Annotated in this window: 15 protein-coding genes and 1 pseudogene; 10 read left to right on the plus strand and 6 right to left on the minus strand. The window is 67.6% G+C overall.

Annotated elements, in window-relative coordinates:
- Positions 1–743 precede the first annotated feature (743 nt).
- Positions 744–1,262, plus strand: coding sequence for a sugar transferase (locus tag ABD067_RS20720; protein ID WP_343897296.1), 519 nt, complete (start codon positions 744–746; stop codon positions 1,260–1,262).
- On the opposite strand, the gene ABD067_RS26500 is transcribed toward ABD067_RS20720, so the two are convergent.
- Positions 1,207–2,025 (minus strand): PQQ-dependent sugar dehydrogenase, encoded by an 819-nt coding sequence (locus tag ABD067_RS26500; protein ID WP_408871579.1) that lies wholly within the window; start codon positions 2,023–2,025, stop codon positions 1,207–1,209. The two genes, ABD067_RS20720 and ABD067_RS26500, sit on opposite strands and share 56 nt — an antisense overlap.
- A gap of 365 nt (positions 2,026–2,390) precedes the next feature.
- On the opposite strand from ABD067_RS26500, the gene ABD067_RS20725 reads away from it, so the two are divergent.
- The 5 genes from ABD067_RS20725 (at position 2,391) to ABD067_RS20745 (ending at position 10,868) form a co-directional block, all read left to right on the plus strand.
- Complete coding sequence (locus tag ABD067_RS20725; protein ID WP_343897297.1) at positions 2,391–4,532, plus strand: carbohydrate-binding domain-containing protein; 2,142 nt, start codon at positions 2,391–2,393, stop codon at positions 4,530–4,532.
- Positions 4,533–5,371: 839 nt separating this feature from the next.
- Positions 5,372–6,421, plus strand: a complete 1,050-nt coding sequence (locus ABD067_RS20730) for a UDP-glucuronic acid decarboxylase family protein (protein ID WP_343897298.1) — start codon at positions 5,372–5,374, stop codon at positions 6,419–6,421.
- A gap of 101 nt (positions 6,422–6,522) precedes the next feature.
- The gene (locus ABD067_RS20735; RefSeq protein WP_343897299.1) at positions 6,523–7,974 is read left to right on the plus strand and encodes an exopolysaccharide biosynthesis polyprenyl glycosylphosphotransferase; all 1,452 of its coding nucleotides are present in this window, start codon (positions 6,523–6,525) and stop codon (positions 7,972–7,974) included.
- A gap of 174 nt (positions 7,975–8,148) precedes the next feature.
- Positions 8,149–9,150, plus strand: coding sequence for a lipid II:glycine glycyltransferase FemX (locus tag ABD067_RS20740; protein ID WP_343897300.1), 1,002 nt, complete (start codon positions 8,149–8,151; stop codon positions 9,148–9,150).
- Between the two features lie 788 nt (positions 9,151–9,938).
- Positions 9,939–10,868 carry a polysaccharide deacetylase family protein gene (locus tag ABD067_RS20745; RefSeq protein ID WP_343897301.1) on the plus strand — a complete coding sequence of 310 codons (930 nt, stop codon included), beginning with the start codon at positions 9,939–9,941 and terminating at the stop codon, positions 10,866–10,868.
- Between the two features lie 159 nt (positions 10,869–11,027).
- Here ABD067_RS20745 and ABD067_RS20750 read toward each other — a convergent pair whose 3' ends face one another.
- On the minus strand, positions 11,028–12,368 hold the full coding sequence (locus tag ABD067_RS20750; protein WP_343897302.1) for an ATP-binding protein: 1,341 nt from the start codon (positions 12,366–12,368) through the stop codon (positions 11,028–11,030).
- A gap of 571 nt (positions 12,369–12,939) precedes the next feature.
- Complete coding sequence (locus tag ABD067_RS20755) at positions 12,940–14,145, minus strand: glycosyltransferase (RefSeq protein ID WP_343897303.1); 1,206 nt, start codon at positions 14,143–14,145, stop codon at positions 12,940–12,942.
- Between the two features lie 254 nt (positions 14,146–14,399).
- On the opposite strand from ABD067_RS20755, the gene ABD067_RS20760 reads away from it, so the two are divergent.
- Positions 14,400–15,779: a lipopolysaccharide biosynthesis protein gene (locus tag ABD067_RS20760; protein ID WP_343897304.1), complete on the plus strand. Its 1,380-nt coding sequence runs from the start codon at positions 14,400–14,402 to the stop codon at positions 15,777–15,779.
- 298 nt (positions 15,780–16,077) lie between these two features.
- A complete protein-coding gene (locus tag ABD067_RS20765) occupies positions 16,078–17,235 on the plus strand; it encodes a glycosyltransferase family 4 protein (RefSeq protein WP_343897305.1) in 1,158 nt (385 codons plus the stop codon).
- Between the two features lie 156 nt (positions 17,236–17,391).
- Here ABD067_RS20765 and ABD067_RS20770 read toward each other — a convergent pair whose 3' ends face one another.
- The gene (locus ABD067_RS20770) at positions 17,392–17,898 is read right to left on the minus strand and encodes an ATP-binding protein (RefSeq protein ID WP_343897306.1); all 507 of its coding nucleotides are present in this window, start codon (positions 17,896–17,898) and stop codon (positions 17,392–17,394) included.
- Complete coding sequence (locus ABD067_RS20775; protein WP_343897307.1) at positions 17,874–18,602, minus strand: transposase; 729 nt, start codon at positions 18,600–18,602, stop codon at positions 17,874–17,876. Before ABD067_RS20775 ends, ABD067_RS20770 begins: the two co-directional genes overlap by 25 nt.
- On the opposite strand from ABD067_RS20775, the pseudogene istA reads away from it, so the two are divergent.
- Both istA and istB read left to right on the plus strand, forming a co-directional pair.
- Positions 18,577–19,835 (plus strand): annotated as a pseudogene (gene istA, locus ABD067_RS20780) (IS21 family transposase). The gene ABD067_RS20775 and the pseudogene istA sit on opposite strands and share 26 nt — an antisense overlap.
- Positions 19,832–20,695 carry an IS21-like element helper ATPase IstB gene (istB, locus tag ABD067_RS20785; protein ID WP_343897308.1) on the plus strand — a complete coding sequence of 288 codons (864 nt, stop codon included), beginning with the start codon at positions 19,832–19,834 and terminating at the stop codon, positions 20,693–20,695. Before istA ends, istB begins: the two are co-directional and overlap by 4 nt.
- Here istB and ABD067_RS20790 read toward each other — a convergent pair.
- Positions 20,625–21,149 carry a hypothetical protein gene (locus ABD067_RS20790; RefSeq protein ID WP_343897309.1) on the minus strand — a complete coding sequence of 175 codons (525 nt, stop codon included), beginning with the start codon at positions 21,147–21,149 and terminating at the stop codon, positions 20,625–20,627. The genes istB and ABD067_RS20790 overlap by 71 nt on opposite strands.
- Positions 21,150–21,249: the final 100 nt, after the last annotated feature.

The following is a 21,249-nucleotide window of genomic DNA, read 5'->3' on the forward strand; positions in this document are numbered from 1 at the left end:
CGCGTTGCTCTGCTCGCTGCCTCGCGCCGCACCTGAACCCGCCGCACCCGTTTGGGTCATGGCCGCGCCGCGTCGGCGCTCGCGCGGCCGGGGGCGCGGCGCCAGGCGCTCGGCTCGGTGCTCGAAAGTATCAAATCCGGCCCGCCCAGGGCTTTGGTCACGCGGATGATCCCGCAACCCGTTCCAAGGTTTGCGCGGCCGGTGTCGGCGCTCAAAGGCAGGTGCAGGCGATGAGGATGGCCGCCAGCCAGAAGGGCGCGGAAATCAGGGCCGCCCAAGCCATTCCTTGCCTCAGGCGCCGCGCATCGGGCGCGAGAGTCCGCTCGCGCCCAAGATCCGCTTCCCATTCAGCGGGGCGCGCGTCCGCCGAATCAACCCGTCGCGGAGGAGGAACCATGCGGCCACCCATCCCAAGGATTCGCTGGATGCATACGCGGTGCGATGTTTTCGGTTCGCCCGCAGACACCTTCGGTTGTATCCGAAGTGCCATTTTGAACCAAAAGTTGTGTAGCGCGCAGTACGCCGATGGCAGAATGGCATGGATTACACATAATCCACAATATGAGAACTACTCATGAGCCTTTGACGAAGGCAATGTAACTTTCAGTGCATGCACATCGTACCAGGGCACTCGAACCGAGGAGCGCGCCGCGATGGACCTTGTCGATGGCAGTCCCCGCTCCGCCCGACCACCCTTCCCTCGTCTGTATAGGTCTGCGCTCCGCCCAGCGCTGAAGCGCGCCATGGACTTCGGGGGGGCCGCGCTGCTGCTGCTGTTTGTGGCGCCCGCTTTCGTTTTGGTGCTCCTGCTCGTGCGTGCCGACGGCGGCTCCGCCTTCGTCGTCCGGCGCCGAGTGGTCGGCCGCGGCGGGCGCGAGTTCGGGCTCTTGGCCTTCCGCGCCCCGGGAGAAGCGGACGGGCAGCGCCTGACCCGCTTCGGTCAAGCGCTGCGCTGGACGGCGCTGGAAGAGTTGCCGCGGCTGCTGAACGTGATGCGCGGCGACATGAGCTTGGTCGGCCCGCGGCCAGTCACGCGCGAAGCGCTGGAACGATCCTACGCCCTGTTCGGCGGTGCCGCAGCCTACCAGTCGGTCCGCCCCGGCCTCATCGGTCCCTGCCAAGTCTGCGGCCGCAGCGTTCTCAGTGCCCGCGACCGCGTCGCGCTCGACACGGCCTACGCTCAGCGCCCCTCGCTGCGCGCCGACCTCACCATCCTGGCCCGAGCGGTGGGCGCCGTCCGGCGCCGCCCCGAGGTCCGTTGAACGCTTGGCGCCGCCAACGCCAGCGGCGTGACGGCGCCCACCGACCCAGGTTCGGCACGAGTTTGCAATGAGCCTGGTCGGCCGGCGTGATCGGCGTCCGGGCATGCCGAACCGCTCCCGGCACGGGAAACGGGCGCGGTACCCAGAACTTCCACGGTTCGCTTTGGCCCGAATCCAGCCGCAGGACGCGCCCTTCAGCCTCGCCAGTGAGGAAGTGGGACCGCCCGTCCGGGTCGCGGAGCACGCGGCGCACCCGGACCATGCTCGTCAGGAGCGGCTTCTCGTAGATCACCCTGTCGCCTTCGGTCGCAAGCCGCGCCAAGGCCGGCGTGCCCGGTCCCGCCACGAACAGGCTGCTGCGCCAGCCCGTGAAGGCATCGCAGATCCAGGAAGCGATCCCCGGTCCATCGAGTTCCAAGCCACGCGTAACGACGGGCCAGCCGTGTTTGCATCGCGGTCGGACCACCTTGATCCGTCGCCGCCGAGCGGTGCGAGCTCCGCCGCTCATGGGCCACCAGCCTAGGGGGTGGAAGGCGGGGTTCCGCAGATTGCGGTACCAGGGTGGAAAACTCGGGCCGGGCGTCCGGATCGATTGCGGAAAGATCGGCCGCCGCCGTGCGCGCTGCGCTCCAGCCCACTGCCTTGTCCGCGAGCGCGCGATCCGAGCACGACGCGGTTCCCGAAATTGCGGCAGTACTCCTCGTCCTCCGGCGGCGTCCATCGCCGGTTGCGGCCTGCGAACGCGGGTTTGGCTGATCGACATGCCGCGCAGGCGGACCCAGGCGGGGCGAACAGGTACGTTCGGTTGAGCGCGGCCTCGCCTGAGCGCTGGAGGATCTGCGCTGGGCACTGAACCACGACCGGCTCAGTTCCGCCTTGCATGCCCTGTTCAAAAGCCACTGCGCGTTGCCCGTAGCAGGGACGCGCTGCGCGCGTCCCAGAAACCCTGGATTGAACATCCTCCCATATACCATATTAACTTTCGGTTGCTTTTGCTCTCGCAATAGCAGATCGTGCCCTTCGATCGCGAGTCCGTGAATATCGGCTTGCCCGATCGCTCAATCGCAGTGGCCCGAGGAACATCCCATGGCGACTTCTGTCGCACCCACGATCCCGGTGAGAACGCCCGTGAGCAAGGTTGCCGGCTCCGGCTCAGACAGCTTGGTACTGCGGATCAGCCAAGATTATTACGCGGCCGATGCCCAGTACACGGTCTCTGTCGACGGCGTGCAGATCGGCGGCACTTTCACCGCATCCGCGCTCCGTTCCTCCGGCCAGAGCGACACCCTGACACTCAAGGGCAACTGGGCCGCCGGCAGCCACAAGGTTTCCGTTAAGTTCCTCAACGACGCCTGGGGCGGCACGGCGGCAACCGACCGCAATCTTTACCTGGATGGCGCGACCTACAACGGCCAAGTCGTGCCAAACGCCACCGCCAGCTTGTGGAGCGCCGGCGCGGCCGTCTTTTCCTACACCGAAGCCGCCCCCGCGACCCCGGTCCCGGTGTCCCTCTCCGCCGGCAGCGGGTCGGACATCCTGGTGCTCAAGGTCAGCCAGGACGCCTTCCAGGGCAGCGCCCAATACACTGTCAAGGTCGACGGGGTGCAGATCGGCGGAATCTTCACCGCTTCCGCGCTCCACTCTTCCGGCCAGAGCGACACCCTGACCCTCAAAGGCAACTGGGCCGCCGGCACTCACGCGGTTACAGTGACCTTCACCAATGATTACGCCGTTTCGGGACAGGGCGACCGCAACTTGTTCGTGGAAGGAGCCACCTACAACGGGACGAGCGTATCGGGCGCCGCGGCCGAGTTTTGGACCGGCGGCTCCAAGAACTTCGCGATCACCGACACCGCGACGACGCAACCCCCGTCCCCTGAGCCGCCCCCGCCGAGCGGTGGCGGGACGGCGCCGGCTGGCGCCATCATCCTGAAGCCCGGCGCCAGCATCCAATCGGCGGTGAACGCCGCCCCGGACGGCGCCACCTTCTGGCTGGAGGCGGGCGAGTACCGGATGCAATCGGTCACGCCGAAAAGCGGCCAAACCTTCCTCGGCGCCGACGGCGCGGTGCTCAATGGCTCGCGGTTGCTGACCGGTTTCACCCAGGACGGCGACGACTGGATGATCGGCGGCCAAACGCAGGAAGGGCCGCGCAGCGGCGCGCCGGCCCTCTCTGGACGGGATCGCGCCGGCTACCCGGATGCCGTGTTCCTGGACGGCAAGCCGCTTCAGCCGGTGGACACGCGGGCCGAGGTCGTGCCGGGCAAGTTCTATTTCGACTACGCCGCCGACCGCATCTACATCGGCGACAACCCCGCCGGCCACAAGGTTGAGGCGGCGGTGACGCAACTCGCCTTCGGCGGCGCGGCGCAGAACGTCACCCTCGAGAACCTCGTGGTCGAGAAGTATGCCTCCCCGGTGCAGCACGGCGCGGTGGGCGGCCGCGGCGGGGTGAGGAATTGGACCATCGACGACGTCGATTTCCGCTTGAACTACGGCTTGGGCGTGAAGCTCGGCGATGGCTCCGACCTGCTCAACAGCCGGGTGGTGCAGAACGGCCAGATGGGCGCCGGCGGCAGCGGCACCGGGATTGTGGTGGACCGCACCGAATTCGCGCGCAACTCCGAGTGGTCGGGCATCGACCCGCGCTGGGAGGGCGGCGGCTTCAAATTCGCCTTCACCGACGGCCTGATCGTCCGCAACAGCTACAGCCACGACAACTACGGCAACGGCATGTGGACGGACATCAACAACGTCAACACGCTCTATGAAGGCAACCGCATCGAAAACAACGCCATGGGCGGCATCCACCACGAACTCAGCTATGAGGCGGTGATCCGCAACAACACGATCGTGGGGAACGGGGCGCAGCGGGACACCTGGCTCCTGGGCGCGGGCATCCAGATCGAGAACAGCCAAGGCGTCGAAGCCTATGGCAACACCGTCGACAACCGGGGTGGCGGCGCCGGCATCAGCCTGATCTACCAGGATCGCACGTCCGACCAAGCAGCGTTCAACGCGCCGCGCCCCTACAACACCATCAACAACAACATCCACGACAACCACGTCTACGGCCCCGCCGAGAACGGCGCCGTGGCGAACTACAACGCCTCGGTGCTCTGGAACGGCAACAACCGATTTGACGGCAACGACTACCACTTGCCTGACCCGTCGGCGCGGGTGTTCGCCTACAACGGCGGCATGCACAGCTTCGACCAGCTGCGCGCCGTGTCGCCTTGGGAAGACAACGGGTCCGCCGTCCTGTTGTGACGAGATGCGGGCGGCCGGCCGAGCTCGCTCTGCCGGCCGCCAAGGAAGCGTTCCGCCGAATCGGCATCGCCGCCGGCGTGACATCCCGTCCACCCCGGCCAGAGCCGGCGGCGCCGATCGTCTCTGCGGTCGTCACCGCCGCTGCTCCGCGGACGACGTCCGCCGATCGGGTATCCCGCCAGGGGCAAGCCTGCCGCGCGGGAATCCCCGACTGCGCCGAGCGGTGGAGACCGTCGCCGCGGCGAGGCGGAGCGCGGCACGGCCGCCCGCCACACGCCGTCGCGCGGCATCGGCCGGTGTTCCTTCGCCGCTTCCGCGGACGACGCGAATCGGTGGTTACCTCGTCCTGGGCTCACTGCCTTGGCAAACGGGCAGGGCTCAAACGCGACACGGCATCGCCAAGGCGAGCGATCCATGGGCGTCGCAAATGGCGGTCGGGTCGGCTTGGCTGTGCTTGCCTGTGGTTCGACGGGACCGCCACGGGCGGCTGCGGCGTCGTCTGCCGCGCAGCAGGGCCGGCGTGAACCGTCACCGCATTTGCAGAACGCCACCTGCCGCCCTCAATTTGAACCACAAAGAAGATATTCCGATCACACGCAAGCACGGCGGTTGATTTCACGTCGTTGTGACGGAACCTGTTGCCGCACGCTTATTCATTTTCGGCCACGATAAAGTATCCTGGACCCTGTAAAAAAAAGCGCTCTGGTGTCGCAGAACTTTTAGATACGTGCCTGTGCATTTATTGTGGCGCAAACAATAAAGCAGGCGCGCTTGTAGATGAGCGGCGATGCGGCTTGATCTGAAGAGTTGCAGTAAAGCATCATAAGGGTTACGAGACAATGTCAGGAGTGAACAAGCGGGTCCTGGTCACCGGCGGTGCTGGCTTCATAGGTTCCCATCTATGCGAAAGACTGGTGGAGCGCGGCGAAGACGTGCTCTGCGTCGATAACTACTTCACCGGCTCACGCGCAAACATCGCTGCCCTGCTCGGCGACCCCGGCTTTGAAGTGCTGCGGCACGACATCACTTTTCCACTCTACGTGGAGGTCGATCGCATCTTCAATCTAGCCTGCCCCGCTTCCCCAGTTCACTACCAACACGACCCGGTGCAAACCACCAAGACCTCGGTACATGGAGCCATCAATGCGCTGGGCCTAGCTAAGCGCACCAAAGCGAGAATCCTGCAAGCTTCGACCTCGGAGGTATACGGCGACCCCGTGGAGCATCCGCAGCGCGAGATGTACTGGGGCAACGTCAATCCGATAGGCCTGCGCGCCTGCTACGACGAGGGTAAGCGCTGCGCCGAAACGCTGTTCTTCGACTACCATCGCCAGCACGGGCTCGACATCAAGGTTGCGCGCATCTTCAATACTTATGGACCGCGCATGCACCCGAGCGACGGTCGCGTCGTCTCGAACTTCGTCGTCCAGGCGCTCCGCGGCGAGCCGATCACCATCTACGGCGAGGGCAGCCAGACGCGCTCCTTCTGCTACGTTGACGATCTCGTTGAGGCGCTTTTGCGTTTCATGGAAACGCCAGTGGGCGAGTGCGGCCCCCTCAACCTCGGCAACCCGGCCGAGTTCACCATCCGTGAACTGGCCGAACTCGTGCTCCGCTTGACGGACTCGCGCTCGCGCCTGGAGTTCCGGCCGCTGCCGTCCGACGACCCGCGACAGCGTTGCCCAGACATCAGGCGAGCCACCGGGCTGCTCGACGGTTGGGTGCCGGTCACCCCTCTAGAGGAAGGGCTGGCCCGCACCATCGCATACTTCCGCATCGCGCTCGGTCTTGGCCCCGCCCGCACGCTGGTCCCTGCGCCGTCGCGCTCCGCAGGCAGGGCCTCCCCGCAACGGCCCTCGCGCGGGGTCGAGGGGGCGCTGTCGCCGTAGACGGAGGCCGGGTGTGCCGAGGGCGCCGTCGAGGGGCGCTCCCGCCGCGCTTCTCGCGGCGACTGAGATGACGTCGCCGATGCTTGGTTCGGGGTGACGACATGAGCGAACAGGCGACCCTCAAGATCGCCGCCGACCTACGCAGCTTGCTGGCGGATCCGGCCTTGGCGGCTGCGCTTCCGGTTCGGCGAATGGGCTCGCAGACCTTCCGCCTCTTCGTCGCCGCGACGGATGCGGTCCTGCTCGTTGCGCTCGCATTCGTGGCGCGCTCGTTCTTCCCCGAGACGGCGGCGGCGCTGTCCGCCACCACGACCGGCGGCGTCGCCGTGATGGCGGCCGCCGTGGCGGCCGCCGTGCGCTGCGCATTGCACACCGCGCGCATGCCCGAGCCCGCCGGCGCGGCCGCGCTGCGCGCCGCGGGGGCGACCGCGGCCGCGCTGGCGACGATGGGCTTGGCGTGCTGGCTTGTGCTGTCGCAGGACGGCGAACCACCGGGGGACTTCCTGTTGTGGCTCGGCTCCTGGTTCCTCGCTTCTGCCGCGGCGGCCGTGGCGCTGCGCCACGCCGCGCACCGCTTCGGCCATGCGGTGGCCGGCAGCCGCCGTGTCGTCGTCGTCGGCGCCCCGGACGAAACCGAGCAGCTTGTGCGCGCCATCGCCGAAGCGCCGCGCGCCTGCTGGCGCTTCGAGGGCTGCATGGACGACCGGGAGACGGGCGGCCTCGACCGGCTGCGGGCGATGGTGGTCGATGGCGGCGCCGACATCGTCGCCCTGGCCGTGATGGGGCGCGACGCCACCGCGCGCATCGCCGCGATTTGCAAGCGGCTCTCCGACCAGCGGGCAAGCGTCTGCTTGGCTTTCGACACCGCGTCGCTGGTCTGCGTGCCGCGTTCTTCGGCTTCGATCGGCCGCTTCGCGCTCCTCGACCTCATCACCGATCCGCAGGGCGGCCTCAGCGGCACCGCGAAACGGGCGATGGACCTCGTTGTCAGCGCTGCCGCGCTGCTCGCGCTCCTGCCCGCGCTGGTCTTGGCGGCGCTGGCAATCCGTTTGGAGTCGCCTGGCCCGGTGCTGTTCCAGCAATGGCGCTTCGGCCTCGGCAGCCGCCCCATCCTGATATACAAGTTCCGCACCATGCGGGCCGAAAGCTGCGACGCTACCGGCGAGCGCCGGACCACGGCCCGCGACATGCGGGTGACGCGTGTCGGCCGTGTTCTCAGGCGCACGAGCATCGACGAACTGCCGCAGCTCATCAACGTGCTGCGCGGCGACATGTCCCTTGTCGGCCCGCGGCCGCACCCGCTGCACATGCGGGTCGACGACGCCTACTATTTCGAAGCGGTCGAGACCTACCGCGCACGCCACCTCGTCAAACCCGGCATCACCGGCTGGGCGCAGGTGAACGGGTCGCGCGGCGAGGTGGACACGATTGAGAAGGCGCGCCGCCGGGTGGCGCTCGACCTCTGGTACCTCAACAACTGGTCGCTCATGCTCGACCTCCACATCATGCTGCGGACGGCTTGCGGCGCCTTCGCCACCCTCCGATCGGATTGAGATCCACGGATTGTCCCGGCATGTCGGTCGGCCGTGGGCCTTGCGCCTCGCGCGGGCTGCTCCGGGACGGGCGAGCCCGTCCCGGCTCCAAGGCGCGGCCTGCACGCCGGCAGTCGCAGCACAACAAGCAGCTCGCTGTCGGCGCCGCGAAGCCGAAAAGCTTGGTAGAGGGCCATGATGGCTGATCCGCGCGTGCGCGACATCCTCGACCGGTCAGGGTGGGACGCGGCCGTCTGGGGCCACCCCCGAGGCAACATCTTCTGTTCTTGGATGTGGGGCGAATACAAGGCCCGGCTCGGCTGGAACGTGAGACGCATTGTGATCTCCGACGGGGCCGGCGACGCGCTCGCTTTCATCCAATACCAGGAAAAGGTGAAGGGGTTCGCTCGGTTCGTGCATGTCCAGGGCGGGCCGCTCCTGACGGGAAAAGGGGAGAAGCAAGCCGAGGCGGCGGTGGGGCTTCTACTCGATCATCTCGCGCTCGGGCGGCTCGACCTCCTAGCCGCAGATTTCAAGCATTTCGGGAGCCCGGCTGGCGTTCTCGCTTTCTTGGCGCATGGCTTCGTGCCGGTCGTTTCGAGCCGCGACCATACGCTTGAGATCGACCTGACAGCTGGGGCCGAAGCGATCCTTCAAGGAATGAAGCGGGATTGGCGCGAAAACCTGCGGCGCGCGGAGCGGGCCGCTGCGTTGTCGACCCGTTTCCTCGCGGATCTCGACGAGCGGCTCGCTTGCTTCGACGCTTTCAGCGCGCTGTACGACGATCTCAGAAAGCGCAAAGGTTTCGATAACAACTTCAACGCCAAGGCCTACCGCGACTTGGTGGCCGCCGACCCGCATCATCTCATTCTCGAAGTCCGGGACAACGACACGCTCGTCCATGTGCGGATAGCCCATCTCTCGTCGGAGCGCTGCACCGACTTCTTCGCCGCCTCGACTGAGCAGGCCCGCGTCAGCAAAGCGCCCTCGATAGCCGTCTGGCGCCTCATCGAGCGCGCGATCTCGGAAGGGTGCAAGACTTTTGATTGGGGCGGCATCGATCCGGCTGGCAATCGCGGCGTCTACGACTTCAAGCGCGGTCTGAGCAAGAACGTGGTGCAGAGCGGGCCGCTATGGCTCTACGGCCGCATCCAACGGCTCCGCGACGCTGCAGGCGCTTACTTGGCCTTCCGCTAGGCCCCCCGGACCAAGATCGGTTGCAGCCCGCGGGGCGTGGATGAGGCGGAAGGAGACGGGCGGACGTGTGGCGGCCTTTCCGCCAAGCTGCGCGCGTTATCAATGTCTTCGGCCGCCTTGCGGTGCTCGGCCCGTGCGGGGCATGTCGACCACAACCTCAGCTCGGGCTTCTGATCGATGGCGTGCAGGAAAGCGTCCACTCGGCGGGCGCCCGCCGTTTGAGGAGAGTCGTCGAGCGGCTGGTCGACAGGCTCAAGCACGTCCGCCGCGCCATCACGCGCTCCGAAAAGGCGGCGCGCAAACAGGTGACGCGGTCACCACCTCCCACCGTCACCTCCGGCCAACCCCGAACCCACGATCCAGGCCATGAGTCGAACTGGACCCCCCATTGCCCGGCCGCGCAGGGCCATGGCGCCCACTCAGCACGGTCCGGCACTTCAGCGCGGGTTGCGACCGGTGCGGCAAGGCAGCGGCAATCACCCGAGCGCATGTTGAGGGAGCGCCGTCGCAAGGCGCACTGTCCCGGAGCAGGTTCTCGGATCTGATTTCAAGAAGGATGAAGAGAGCAGGAAGTTCGGAGCGTCTTGACGTAGACTATTTTTGGTTCGTACTGTGGTTCATGAGCCATGGAAGGGGATGCTTTCTGAGTGAAACCGAATGGTTGCCGGCATATACTGCAAAGCAACTGTCGCATGACAACAAACAGGTGACCGTCGGAAGCGTGGCGAACCCGTGCTGTGGCATTGACCCGCGTCAACCGAGGGCACCCCGAGTGGGTTGAGGCGATCGTGAGCGACGTGTCTCATTCGAAGTGCGTGCCTCAGGACGATATGCCCCCGGCACGTAACGTGACGCTTTCATTGATGGAGCGGATCGGCGGGCAACTGTCGCGCAGAGTCCCCTTGTGGTGGCGCAGCTTCGATCTGCCGAACGGCGCTCTGAGCGTTTCATTCGACGACTTTCCGAAGAGCGCCTGGCAGATGGGCGGCGCCGTGCTGGCGCAGCGTGGCGTCAAGGCGACCTACTACACCAGCGGCGGCCTCTGCGGCCGCCACGCAATGGGACTACGTCAGTTCGATCTTGACGATCTGCAAGCCGTTTACGAGGCGGAGCACGAAATCGGCTGCCACACCTACGGACATCTCAGCGCTTACCGGCATTCGGCCGCAGAGTACGCCGCTTCAATCAAGGCGAATAAGCGCTTTCTTGAGGATCGCCTTCCGGGGCTGACCATGCAGAGTTTTGCCTACCCCTACGGTCACGCCCCGCTCGCGCATCGTCGATGCGCGTCGCGACTTTACCTTAGCTGCCGCGGCGTTGCCACGTGCGCCGATCGGGCGCTGAACCGCCGGACGGTCGATCCCTCACTTCTGATGAGCGTCGGCCTTTGGGCTGGTCAACGGCGGAAGCGTGACATTTCTTCGCTCATAGCGGACGCTGCCGAGAGGAAGGGCTGGTTGATCCTTTCGACCCACGATGTGCATGACCGGCCCTCGCCGTATGGCTGCACGCCCGCCGAGCTCGACCAAGCCATCAGCTTGGCCCAGGCCGCAGGCTTAGACATAGGCCCGGTCGGAACCATGATGCTGCGCGGAACCACAAACCATACGGCCAAGGGCTCGGCCCTTCCGAAAAGCCCCGGCCGTTCAGAGGCCGAGGTGCGCGGGAGTTCGGGTGACTCCGCGACCAGGCGGTGTCGTGTGCTGCCGGGCCGGTGATCACAACGCCATTGCGGAAGGTGGCGCCTGGATGGCCGTGAGCGCGACGGCTCGGCACCTTTAATGCGCGGCATCGGCGACTGACGGCGCCGTGGCGCACTGACCGGCACCCCCCCCCAGCCAAGCGCCGCATTCGCATCTCCGTCAGGCGCGTGCCGGTCACATCGGAGCGTCGCCGCGAGACGGTGTCGTTCCCGCCGTTTGCCGCGACAGCACTGCGCGCTGCAACACGAAATGCGGCATCATCGCTTCACCAAAGGTGTACAGATCGGGTTCGCCGCCGCGGACCGCCCGGATCGCGCCAGAGGCGATCACGCGTCGCCAAGCCGCGGGATCGACCTGCGCCCCCGCGACCCGCAGAAAAGAACCGCAGATGTCAACTCGGAAGCGCCCGAACTCGTCCTGCGGACCCAACGCTGCCGCGCGCAAGACGCCAAGCGCCGCCGCATCGCGCTCCAATCCTGTGGCCGTGTTGTACAGGGTTCGGATCCGCGGGTCCGCCTCGGCCGCTGCGGCCCTAACGGCTGCAATCAGGTCGTCGCCGCGGATCCTGGTGCGGCCATCGTCGAGCGCCGCTTGCCCCGCGCGCAGAGCCAGCAGCTGCGCCATGTACGGGACGCCACGCGCGAGTTGCGCGATGCAAGACCGCGCTGGTTTCGGCAAATCGAGTCCTGCTTCCTCGCCGCGCGCGACGATCAGCTCGACTTCTGCGTGGCTGAGCAGTGGGAGCGCGATGCGGGCGACGCAGCGCTGGATCGACGGATGGCGTCCGAGCAATTGCTCAACGCTGTCGGAAACACCGATGATCATGAACGAGAGCGGCATGCCACGGTCGGAGCATTGCTTGATCATGTCGGCCATCGCTGTGCGGGTGTTCTCGTCCACCACGCGGTCGAACTCGTCGACGACGAACAAGAGCCGGGATCCGCGACGGAACTCGACCTGCGCAAGGATGTCGCCCAGCTGCACTGCGCGGGACGGCGGCGGGGTCGTCGCGTCGTCATGGGGATCGGGGCCGGCCGGGGGCGGAGTGCCGAACCATCGTGAGCCGCTGGACCACCGCGGCAGGTCTTGGAGGAGGCCGCGCGTGATCGCGTCGAAGTCGCTGTCGGCCGAGCAGATGTAGCGCGCGACGTCGAAAACGGCGGTGTCAGCGTGCGCCAAAGCGAGATTTGCGAGCGATGTCTTGCCGCGCCCCCGCTCGCCGTAAATGACGACGTGGGCACGCTCCTCAACCAGGGCCCGGATGATGCGGTCACGCTCAGCGTTGCGTCCGACAAAGGCTTCACCGCAGCGACCTTCCTGCGGGTAGAAGTTCTTCCTTGAAAGCGGTTGGGTCGGCGTGAAGATTTCGGCTAGGCGCTGCCGCGCGCGGATGTGGCCCGAGTGCCGAGCGGAAGCCGGATGCGGGTCCGTCGCGGCCCGCTCAGGGGCCGCCATCTGGAACTCCCGATCCGGAACACGAGCCAAGAAGTTCGACAAGCTTTGTAGCAAGCGCACGGATGCGTAATCCTCTATTGCGCAACGACCCGACTGGCAACCCAGCGTGTTGAAGTTGCGCCGGGAGAGAACAAAACCGCGGTTGTGAATACCTTTCGTCCGATTATTTGGTCCTCCGGCTACGCTATGGTTCGTCGCTGTGTTTCATCCGATGCTTTGTCCATCTTGGATTGATCCCGCACTTAATGAAACGAAGACCATTTAATCGAGTATGCTTGATCCGAGTTTTGACGGTTGCTAATATGTGTTTGCGCTCGCCACATGCGATGCGCTCAAGGGTTTTGCGGGGCGGCTGCGGGCGACAAGCCCTTGGCTCAACCCGGAGGAAGTCCTTTGATGAAGGGGTATGCGCCGGTGCTTGCGGCGCAAGGATCGTGTCCCCAGGCGTGGGGGGGGCTCTGCCGGGTCAGGCGGCGGTAGCCGGTGATCGGGCAACTCCGATGGTTTCTGGCGGACCCGAGTCGGCGCCATTGAAGTGCGCATCCCTGAGTTGCGGCGCGGCTCGCGTTCCCTGCCCTGCTGGAGCCCCATTGGCGGGCTGCGGGACTGTTTGAGCTTTTCGCTTAGGCGGTCAGCAGCAAGGTTCCTTGCGAGATCGTACGGAAAGGGCTCGCGCGTAGATCGCCATGATCCCTTCATGATTCCGCTCGGCCGTATAATGCTCCTCGAACTCCAGGCGCGCCGAGCGGCGCATCTGCGTCAGCCTCGGCGTATCGTGGAACAGTCGCTGGGCCACCTGGGCGAGCTCCAGCGCGTCCCCGGGCGTGAAGAGCAGTCCGGTGCGGCCCTCTTGGATCAACTCCGCCATCGCCCCCATCCTCGACGCGATCAGGGGTGTTCCTTTCGCGAAGGCTTCGGCCATGACGCGTGGGAAACCTTCGAACCACACCGAGGGCACGACGGCAAAGGCGGCCCCGCCCATCAGCCGGTACACCGAGTCCAGGGGAACGCTGCCCATCCACTGGATCGCTGGATCCCGCGCTGCCGCTTCCTTCACCTGCGGAGCCATCGGGCCGTCGCCGACGATGCGCAGCGGCACTTGGCCTCCGAGTTGCCGCCACGCCTCCAGCAGCGTTCCCAACCCCTTTTCGGCGGAGAGGCGTCCCACGAACATGGCGTATCCGCCGCCGCCGGTCCCTGGTCCCGGATCCGGGAATACAAAGTTGGACTTCACGACGACACGGTCAGCGGGAAGTCCCGCCGCCTCGAACTTCCGCCGCCCGAACTCGGTCAGGGCCACATAGACATCGACGGCGTTGCGCCAAGTTCCCGCAACTCGATGGGCGGCAAGCATCGCCGTGACGGTGGCGCTCGCCGCGAGATTGCCACGGTAGCATTTCCGCCAGACGCCCTGCCATGGAGCGAAGCTGCCGAGACAATCTTCGCAAACCTTTCCATCGCGGAGCAGAAGGGCGCCCGCACAGGTGAGACGGAAATTGTGCAATGTCTGGACGACCGCCGCGCCTTCCGCGCGAGCTGCGTAATAGGCCGAGGGCGACATCAACGGGAATGTATTGTGGAAGTGCACAATGTGTGCCCGACTTTCTCGGACCAGAGCGCGTAGCTCGAGATAAGAGGACCGGTTCCAGATCGTCCGGGCGACAAGCTCGGTGCGCGGCATCTGGTCGATTGCGTCATTGTGCAAGCAGTATCGAGTCACGTCATGGCCATGCTGCCGCAACATTGCAACTTCCGCAGCGACAACTTGGTCCTCGCCACCAGCTTGTTTATAGTAGTTGTGGGCCACAACCACGCGCATCGGGGTGTTATTCCACAAGCTCATATATTGGAGGCGAATGTGAATGGGGTGGCGCTTGGCTGCACCCACTTTCGGCGGGCTTGTAGACTCGCCACTTATTTACGCTTTTGCACCTCCCCTGCATAACCTCCCACCACGCGCGAAAACCGGTCAAGACGCCGCCATGCTGCTGCCGCTGAAGTGATCGGCGGGATGAGGGGTGGGGGTGAATGGGCGTCGGAAAGGGCGATGAAGGCGATGATCGGGATGCAGCACGAGCGAGGAGAGGGCGGATGAGTGGAGAGGGCGCGCAGGCCACGGTACCCAACGCCACCCAGCCCCGCTCGCCGTTGTGGAAAGCCTTCCATCGCTCGGGCCGGATGGCGCCCTACGCCCTCGATCCCGTGCTGAGGATCGCAAACGCGCTCCTCGGCCTGCTCATCCCGCTGCTATTGGGGCCGGCGGAGTTCGGCGTCTACGCCCTCGTGGTCACGCTATACGCATACGGGATCATCCTCGACTTCGGCTTGGCGCAACTCATCGATCGCCGCGTGCCGGCCCTGGTCGGGGCGGGCCGGCAGCTTGAACTCGCGCGCCTCGTCTCGGCGCTCCTCTGGCTCCGTCTTTGCATCGCCAGCACCGCGCTGGTGGGCGGCAGCCTGGTGCTCACTGGCCTGTCGATCGGGGGAATGCTCCCCTTCGGCTTGGCCTCCGGCGTCCTGTCGCTCGCCGCCGGACTGGCCTACATGGTGGCGCTCGGACCCCTTTCCGTGCATCGCGCCAAACTCCACCACCGCACCTTTAATCTCGGCAATTGTGCGTTGGGCGCTGTGCTGTTCGTGATGCGGACCGTCGGCCTACTTGCCGCCGGGGTGCTCGGCTGCTTCGCGGCCTTGGCGCTCGGGTACGGGTTGCTCGCGGCTCTGCTGCAATCGCGGATGCTGCCCGACCCGCGGCACCGCCCGACCCTACGACGCGCGGCAAGCCTCCTCGGGCAGGGGCTGCCACTCTTTCTCGTCGGCCTCGTTTGGGCCTTCTACATGACGGCCATCCGGTGGACGGTATCGCGTCTCGCGCCGCCGGAGGAGTTCGGGCAGTTCGCCTTCGGCGCGAATGTCGTCTACCTGCTGGTCGGTACCATCGGCTCGTTGTCCCAGTTCTACTACCCGAGGGCCGCGACCCGCTTCGCCGCCGGAGGCGCCTTCTCGATTTCCCGCACGCTGGCGTATGACCTCGGGCGGCTCGCCCTGGGCGCCGGCTTCGTCAGCGCGGTGGGCATCCTCTTGTGTGGCCCCTTCATCGGTTTCTTCTTGCATCGCTACGCCGATGCGGTGCCGGCGATGCAGACCTTGATCGCCGCCATACCGGCCCTGGCGGTGGCGAGTTGGCTGATGCCGCTGTTGCTCTCGACCTCGGTGGCGCAGCCCTGGCTTGAGGGGCTTGTCGTCTACCCGGCCGCGGTGGCCATCCTCGTCGTCACCGCCACGAACGGCTACCACCGGGCGGGCCCGACCGGTGCGGCATACGGGTTGGTCGCCAGCGCCCTGCCGCTACTCGCCGCTAAACTCTGGCTGCTGCGCAGGGCGCGGGTGATGAGCTGGGGCGTCGCGGCCGCGTTGCTGTCCATCAATGTCGCTGTCACGGCCGGTTTGTTGCTCTTGGCACTGAGGTGATGCTCGCCCGGCTGACACAGTGCGCCGCGAGTCGATCGGGAACTTCCGCCGAGGGACGCCCGCCGGCAGCGATACCCGAGAGCTGGGGGCTGAGCGCGAACTGCACGGACGATCCGTCAGTCGGGGTTCGGCGCGCGGGCGGCCGAGGCCGCGTGCCAGGGAAAAAAGGAGGGACATCCGAAGAGTGCCGCAACCAGGTACGACGGGGGCCGAGGGTGCCATCGGTCGGCTAAAGCCAGCAGGGCTTAGCGCATCCCGCCCCCTCACCAGCGCTTCTCGGAAAGTTCGGAGTCTACCCATGCGCGTCGCGCTCCTGACAAACTTCATACCTCCCTACCGCGTGCCACTCTTGGAAGCGCTGCGCGACCGCGTCGCCGAACTCCGGATCTTCATCTCGACACCGATGGAGAAGGACCGGGACTGGGCGATCGAATGGGGGAGTCTGGACGTGGTGGTGCAGCGGAACCTGTCCTTCCATCGACGCCATCGCGATCTCGACAAACCCATTTCTCGCCTCCGACACGGCGAAGAAACGATACATCTGCCTTATGACACGCTCCCCCAGCTCTGGCGGTACGGTCCAGACGTTGTGCTCTCCGGCCAGCTCGGCGCGCACAGCCTGCAGGCGGCTATGTACCGGCTCGGCCGACCGTCGACCAAGCTACTCATCTGGGGAACGGTGTCGGATTGGACCGAGCGCAACAGGGGGCCGGTGCGACGCGGGTTGCGACGTGCCCTTCTGCGCGTCGCTGATGGCGTACTCACGAATGGCGAGAGCGGCGCGCGCTACTTCGGCCGCTTCGGCGTCCCCGACCGGCGCATCTTCCGGGTCAGTCAGACGGTGCCCGTCGACATGTTCGCGCGAGCGCCGCGAAACCGTCCGCCCGACGCTCCTTTGCGGCTACTCCACGTCGGCAAGATCGTTGCCCTGAAGGGGGTGTTGGGCTTTATGAAGGTTCTGGCAGACCGGGCCAGACAGCATCCCGACCGTGTCCTGGAAATGTGGTGGGCGGGCAGAGGCGACCTGCAGCGGACACTAGAAGCGCTGGACCTGCCGCCGAATCTCACGCAGCGCTTCCTCGGCAGCCTGCCCTACAGCGATTTGCCGCCCGTCTACGCGCAATGCGACATCCTGGTCTTTCCAACGCTCGCCGACGAATGGGGGCTCGTTGTGAACGAGGCCATGGCGGCGGGGCTGCCCGTCCTCGGCAGCGTCTACAGTCAGGCCGTCGAGGAGTTGGTCACCGACGGAGAGACGGGCTGGATCTTCGACCCGTTGTCGGCGGCCTCCGAGGACGCAGCGCTCGAGCGCGCGCTCCGCACCGCGCCGGACAGCATCGCTGCCATGGGCGCGACTTCCCGGGTGCGAGTCGCCGCCCTGACCCCCGCTGCGGTGGCCGACCGGATTGTGCGGGCGATGACCGCTGTGCGGGCCGACGGCGAGCGGGCGCCCTGAAATGCGCGCGCCGTCTGGGAGGGGGGCCGGCCGGGCGACCTGATGAGCATCGAGTTGTCGATGGGGGCGCGGAGCACGGGACGGCGCCGCCGCTCGGCTGAAAGCTGATCTACCCGTAAGGCGTGTCAAACGACATCGAAAACCCGGCCACCTCCTCTACTCCGCCACGGTGGCGTCTGGAGCGATCTGCGTCGCCTTGAGCGGCCCGGACCGGCGCTTTTCGCGCAGGCGGTAGCTGTCGCCCCGGATGGCCGGCACGTGGCTGTGGTGCAGCAGCCGGTCGAGGATGGCGGTGGCGACCACGGGATCGCCGAGCACCACGCCCCGGTCGCCCACGGTCCGGTTGCTCGTCACCAGCACGCTGCCGCGCTCGTAGCGGCGGCTGACGAGCTGGAACAGCAGGTGCGCCGCCGTGGGTTCGAAGGGCAGGTAGCCGAACTCGTCCACGATCAGCAGGCGGTAGGTGTTGACCGCCCGGTGCAGCACCTCCTTCAGCCGCCCCTGGCGCTGCGCCGCCTCCAGCAGCGGCACCAGGTCGGCGGCGGCGGTGGACCGCACCTTCCAGCCGCGCTGGGCGGCGAGGTAGCCGAGGCCGGTCGCCGGATGATCCCCTACCGACCGCCAAGCCCGTTTTCGGGTCAGGCGGCGACTTCCGCATGGCATCGGCGCCGGGCGCTTCGGATCTCCGGGGGGACGGTATACCGCGCGGCGGCGATGGCCTCGCCGTCGGCGACGCTGACCGGCGCGCCATCCGTGTCGCGCAGCTCGTGGGCTCCGCCGGTGCGCGGCGCCTCGCCGATCCGGTCCACCAGCCGGGTGGCCACGGCGCACAGGGCCCGCTTGTGGTGGCGGCCCTTCCGGACCATCAGGCGCCAGTAGACCGCGGCGAGTTCCGGATCGGTCCGCCGCGCGGCGTCGGCGGCGAGGTGGAGCGCTCGCTTGATGCGGTTGTTGCCGGACCGGGTGATCGCCTGCCCTGGCCGGCCGGCCCCGCCGGACGAGCCGGTCCGCGGGAACAACCCGCAGAAGCCCCGGAGTTGGTGCAGGCCCGCGAACCGGCGCGCTTCGTGCAGCACACCGAGCACGAGCGGGGCGAGGGCGTCGCCGATACCGGGGATCGTGCGCAAGGCGTCGGACGGGTGGAGCTTGCCGTAGAGCGCCTCGATCTCGCGGCCGAGCCGGGAGAGCTGGCCCTCGGTCTGCAGGCGCCGAGACGACACTCCCCAAAGGTGCCGACGGAAATTTCCCCAGGTGAGCTGACGGGCTGACCTGGCGGGATCGACCCGGTCGGCCGGCCATGGGTCGCCGATGCTGCCGCCGTCCTGCACGGGAGCGGCGTCGGTGGTCCGACTTGGGGAGATCGTCATGATCCTTGACCTGCACCGGCAGGGCCTGCCGGTGTCCGCCATCGCCCGGCGGACGGGGCTCGACCGCAAGACCGTGCGCAAATACGTCGAGCGCGGCTTGGAGCCGCCGGTATACGGTCCGCGCCAGCCCCGGGCGACGCTGCTGGACCCGTTCAGCCGCTACCTGCGCGAGCGCGTCGCGGCCTTCCCCGAGCTGACCGGGCGGCGGCTGCACCGCGAGCTGCGCGACCTCGGCTACACGGGCGGCTACACCCGGGTGACCGACTTCCTGCGCGACATCCGGCCCGCCGCGGCGTCCGGCTTCGAGCGGCGCTTCGAGACCGCGCCCGGGCAGCAGGCGCAGGTCGACTTCGCCCAGTTCCGCACCGAGTTCACCGACGAGCCCGGCGTGGTCCGCATCGTCTGGCTGTTCTCGCTCGTGCTCGGGCACAGCCGGATGCTGTGGGCGCGCTTCGTCTTGCACCAGGACCTGCCGACGGTGCTCCGCTGCCACGCGGCGGCGTTCGAGGCGCTCGGCGGCGTGCCCGCCGAGATCCTGTACGACCGCATGCGCACCGCGGTCACCGGCGAGGACACGCGGGGGATCGCCTACAACCGGACCCTGCTCGAGTGCGCCCGCCACTACGGCTTCCTGCCCAAGGCGTGCCGGGCCTACCGGCCGCAAAGCAAGGGCAAGGTGGAGCGGCCGTTCCGCTACGTGCGCGAGGACTTCTTCCTCGCCCGCAGCTTCCGCGACCTCGACGACCTCAATGCCCAGCTCCGGCAGTGGCTGGACGAGGTGGCCAACACTCGGTTGCACGCGACCACCCGCCGCGTCGTCGCCGGGCACTTCGCCGAGGAGCGGCCCAGCCTCAAGCCGCTGCCGGCCGGCCCGTTCCTGGCCACGCTGCGCCTGGAGCGGCGGATCACCCGCGACGGCATGGTCTCGGTGGACGGCATCTCTACAGCGTGCCGGACAGCACGCGCCGCCGCGCCGTCGAGGTGCACCTGCTCGCCGACGAGCTGCGCGTCTTCGAGGAGAACCGGCTGGTCGCGAGCCACCCCGTGCTCGAGGGCAGCGGCCAGCGCCGGGTCGCCGGCGGCCACCGCCTCCCACGGCCGGCCGCGGGCAGCGCGGCGCCCCGCGATGACGCCGTCCTCCCCGCCCGCCCGGGCGAGACGGTCGCGCGCCGGCCGCTCGCGTTCTACGCCGCGGTCGCCCGGCGCCTGGCCGAGGAGGGCACCGGGCCATGAGGGGCGACGCTCCGGCACCCGCCACCCTGGACCGGGTGCGGCGCCACCTGGTCGGGCTGCGCATGCCGCGCGCGCTCGAGGTGCTCGACCATGTCGTGCGCCAGCTCGAGCGCGGCGAGATCGGCACGCTGGAGGCGATCGACGCCCTGCTCGCCGAGGAGCTGACCCTGCGCGAGGGGCGGCGGATCAAGGCGGCGCTGCAGATGGCGCGCCTGGGCGCGGTCAAGACGCTGTCCAGCTTCGACTTCTCGTTCCAGCCCTCGCTCGACCGCAGCCGGATCCTGGCGCTCGCCCAGCTGGACTTCGTCGGCCGGCACGAGGTGGTGCACCTGCTCGGGCCGCCCGGCACCGGCAAAAGCCACCTCGCCATCGCTCTCGGCGTCGAGGCGGTGCGCGCCGGGCACAGCGTCTACTTCGCCAGCCTCGCCGACATCGTCGCCTCGCTCGCCCGGGCCGAGCGGGAGGGGAGCCTGCGCGAGCGCATCCGGTTCCTGTGCCGGGCGTCGCTGCTGATCGTCGACGAGATCGGCTACCTGCCGATCACCCCGGGCAACGGCAACCTGTTCTTCCAGCTGGTCAACGCCCGCTACGAGCGCGGCGCCATGATCCTGACCTCGAACCGGGGCTTCGCCGAGTGGGGCGAGGTGTTCGGCGACGCCGTGGTCGCCACCGCGCTGCTGGACCGGCTGCTGCACCACGCCGTGGTGGTGCGGATCGAGGGCTCGAGCTACCGGCCGCGCCAGCACGTCGGCCTCGTGCCGGATACCCTGCGCAGCCCACCCGCGGCGGTCACGCCGATGCCGCCCCGCCGGCGAGGCCGGCCACCCAAGGCCAGGCCCGCCGAGCAGATCGCCAGCTGACCATACCCGGCCGACCGAGGAAATTCACCTCGGCACTTCTGGGGAGGATCAGGGCGGCGTTGACACGGTCGACCTCGGGCGCGACCTCGGGTTGCAGCCGCGGGAGGTCGACGGCCGCCCCGTGCAGACGTTGTGTTTCCGCCGCGGCCGCCTTGAGGCCGCCCACCAAGTTCTCGGCGAAGGGGCCGCCGTGGGGATGGTTGCCGCTGGCGCGCGCGGCGACGAACCGCAGCAGCGCCGCCTGCCGCATCCCGGCGATGCGCGCGGGGCCGAGCAGGTCATGCAGCACGGCGAGCGGCAGGCTGGTCCGGAAATCCGGCAGCACGGCCTCCACGGCGGGGCACGCCCAGCGCACCAAATGGAGCAGGCGGCGCTTGATGGCGGCGACCTCGTCCTCCAGGCGCTCACGTCGGCGCGTGAGGCGCTGCAACGCGCGCCGCTCGGCGTCGGGCACGTACACCGGGTCGGCGGGCGCGCCGCCGAACAGCGGGATGGCGCCGGCTGGACTTCCCCAGGAGAAGTGGAGAGCGCTCAGGTAAGGTCATGGGGACCTG

Source organism: Craurococcus roseus, assembly GCF_039523795.1.
GTDB lineage: Bacteria > Pseudomonadota > Alphaproteobacteria > Acetobacterales > Acetobacteraceae > Craurococcus > Craurococcus roseus.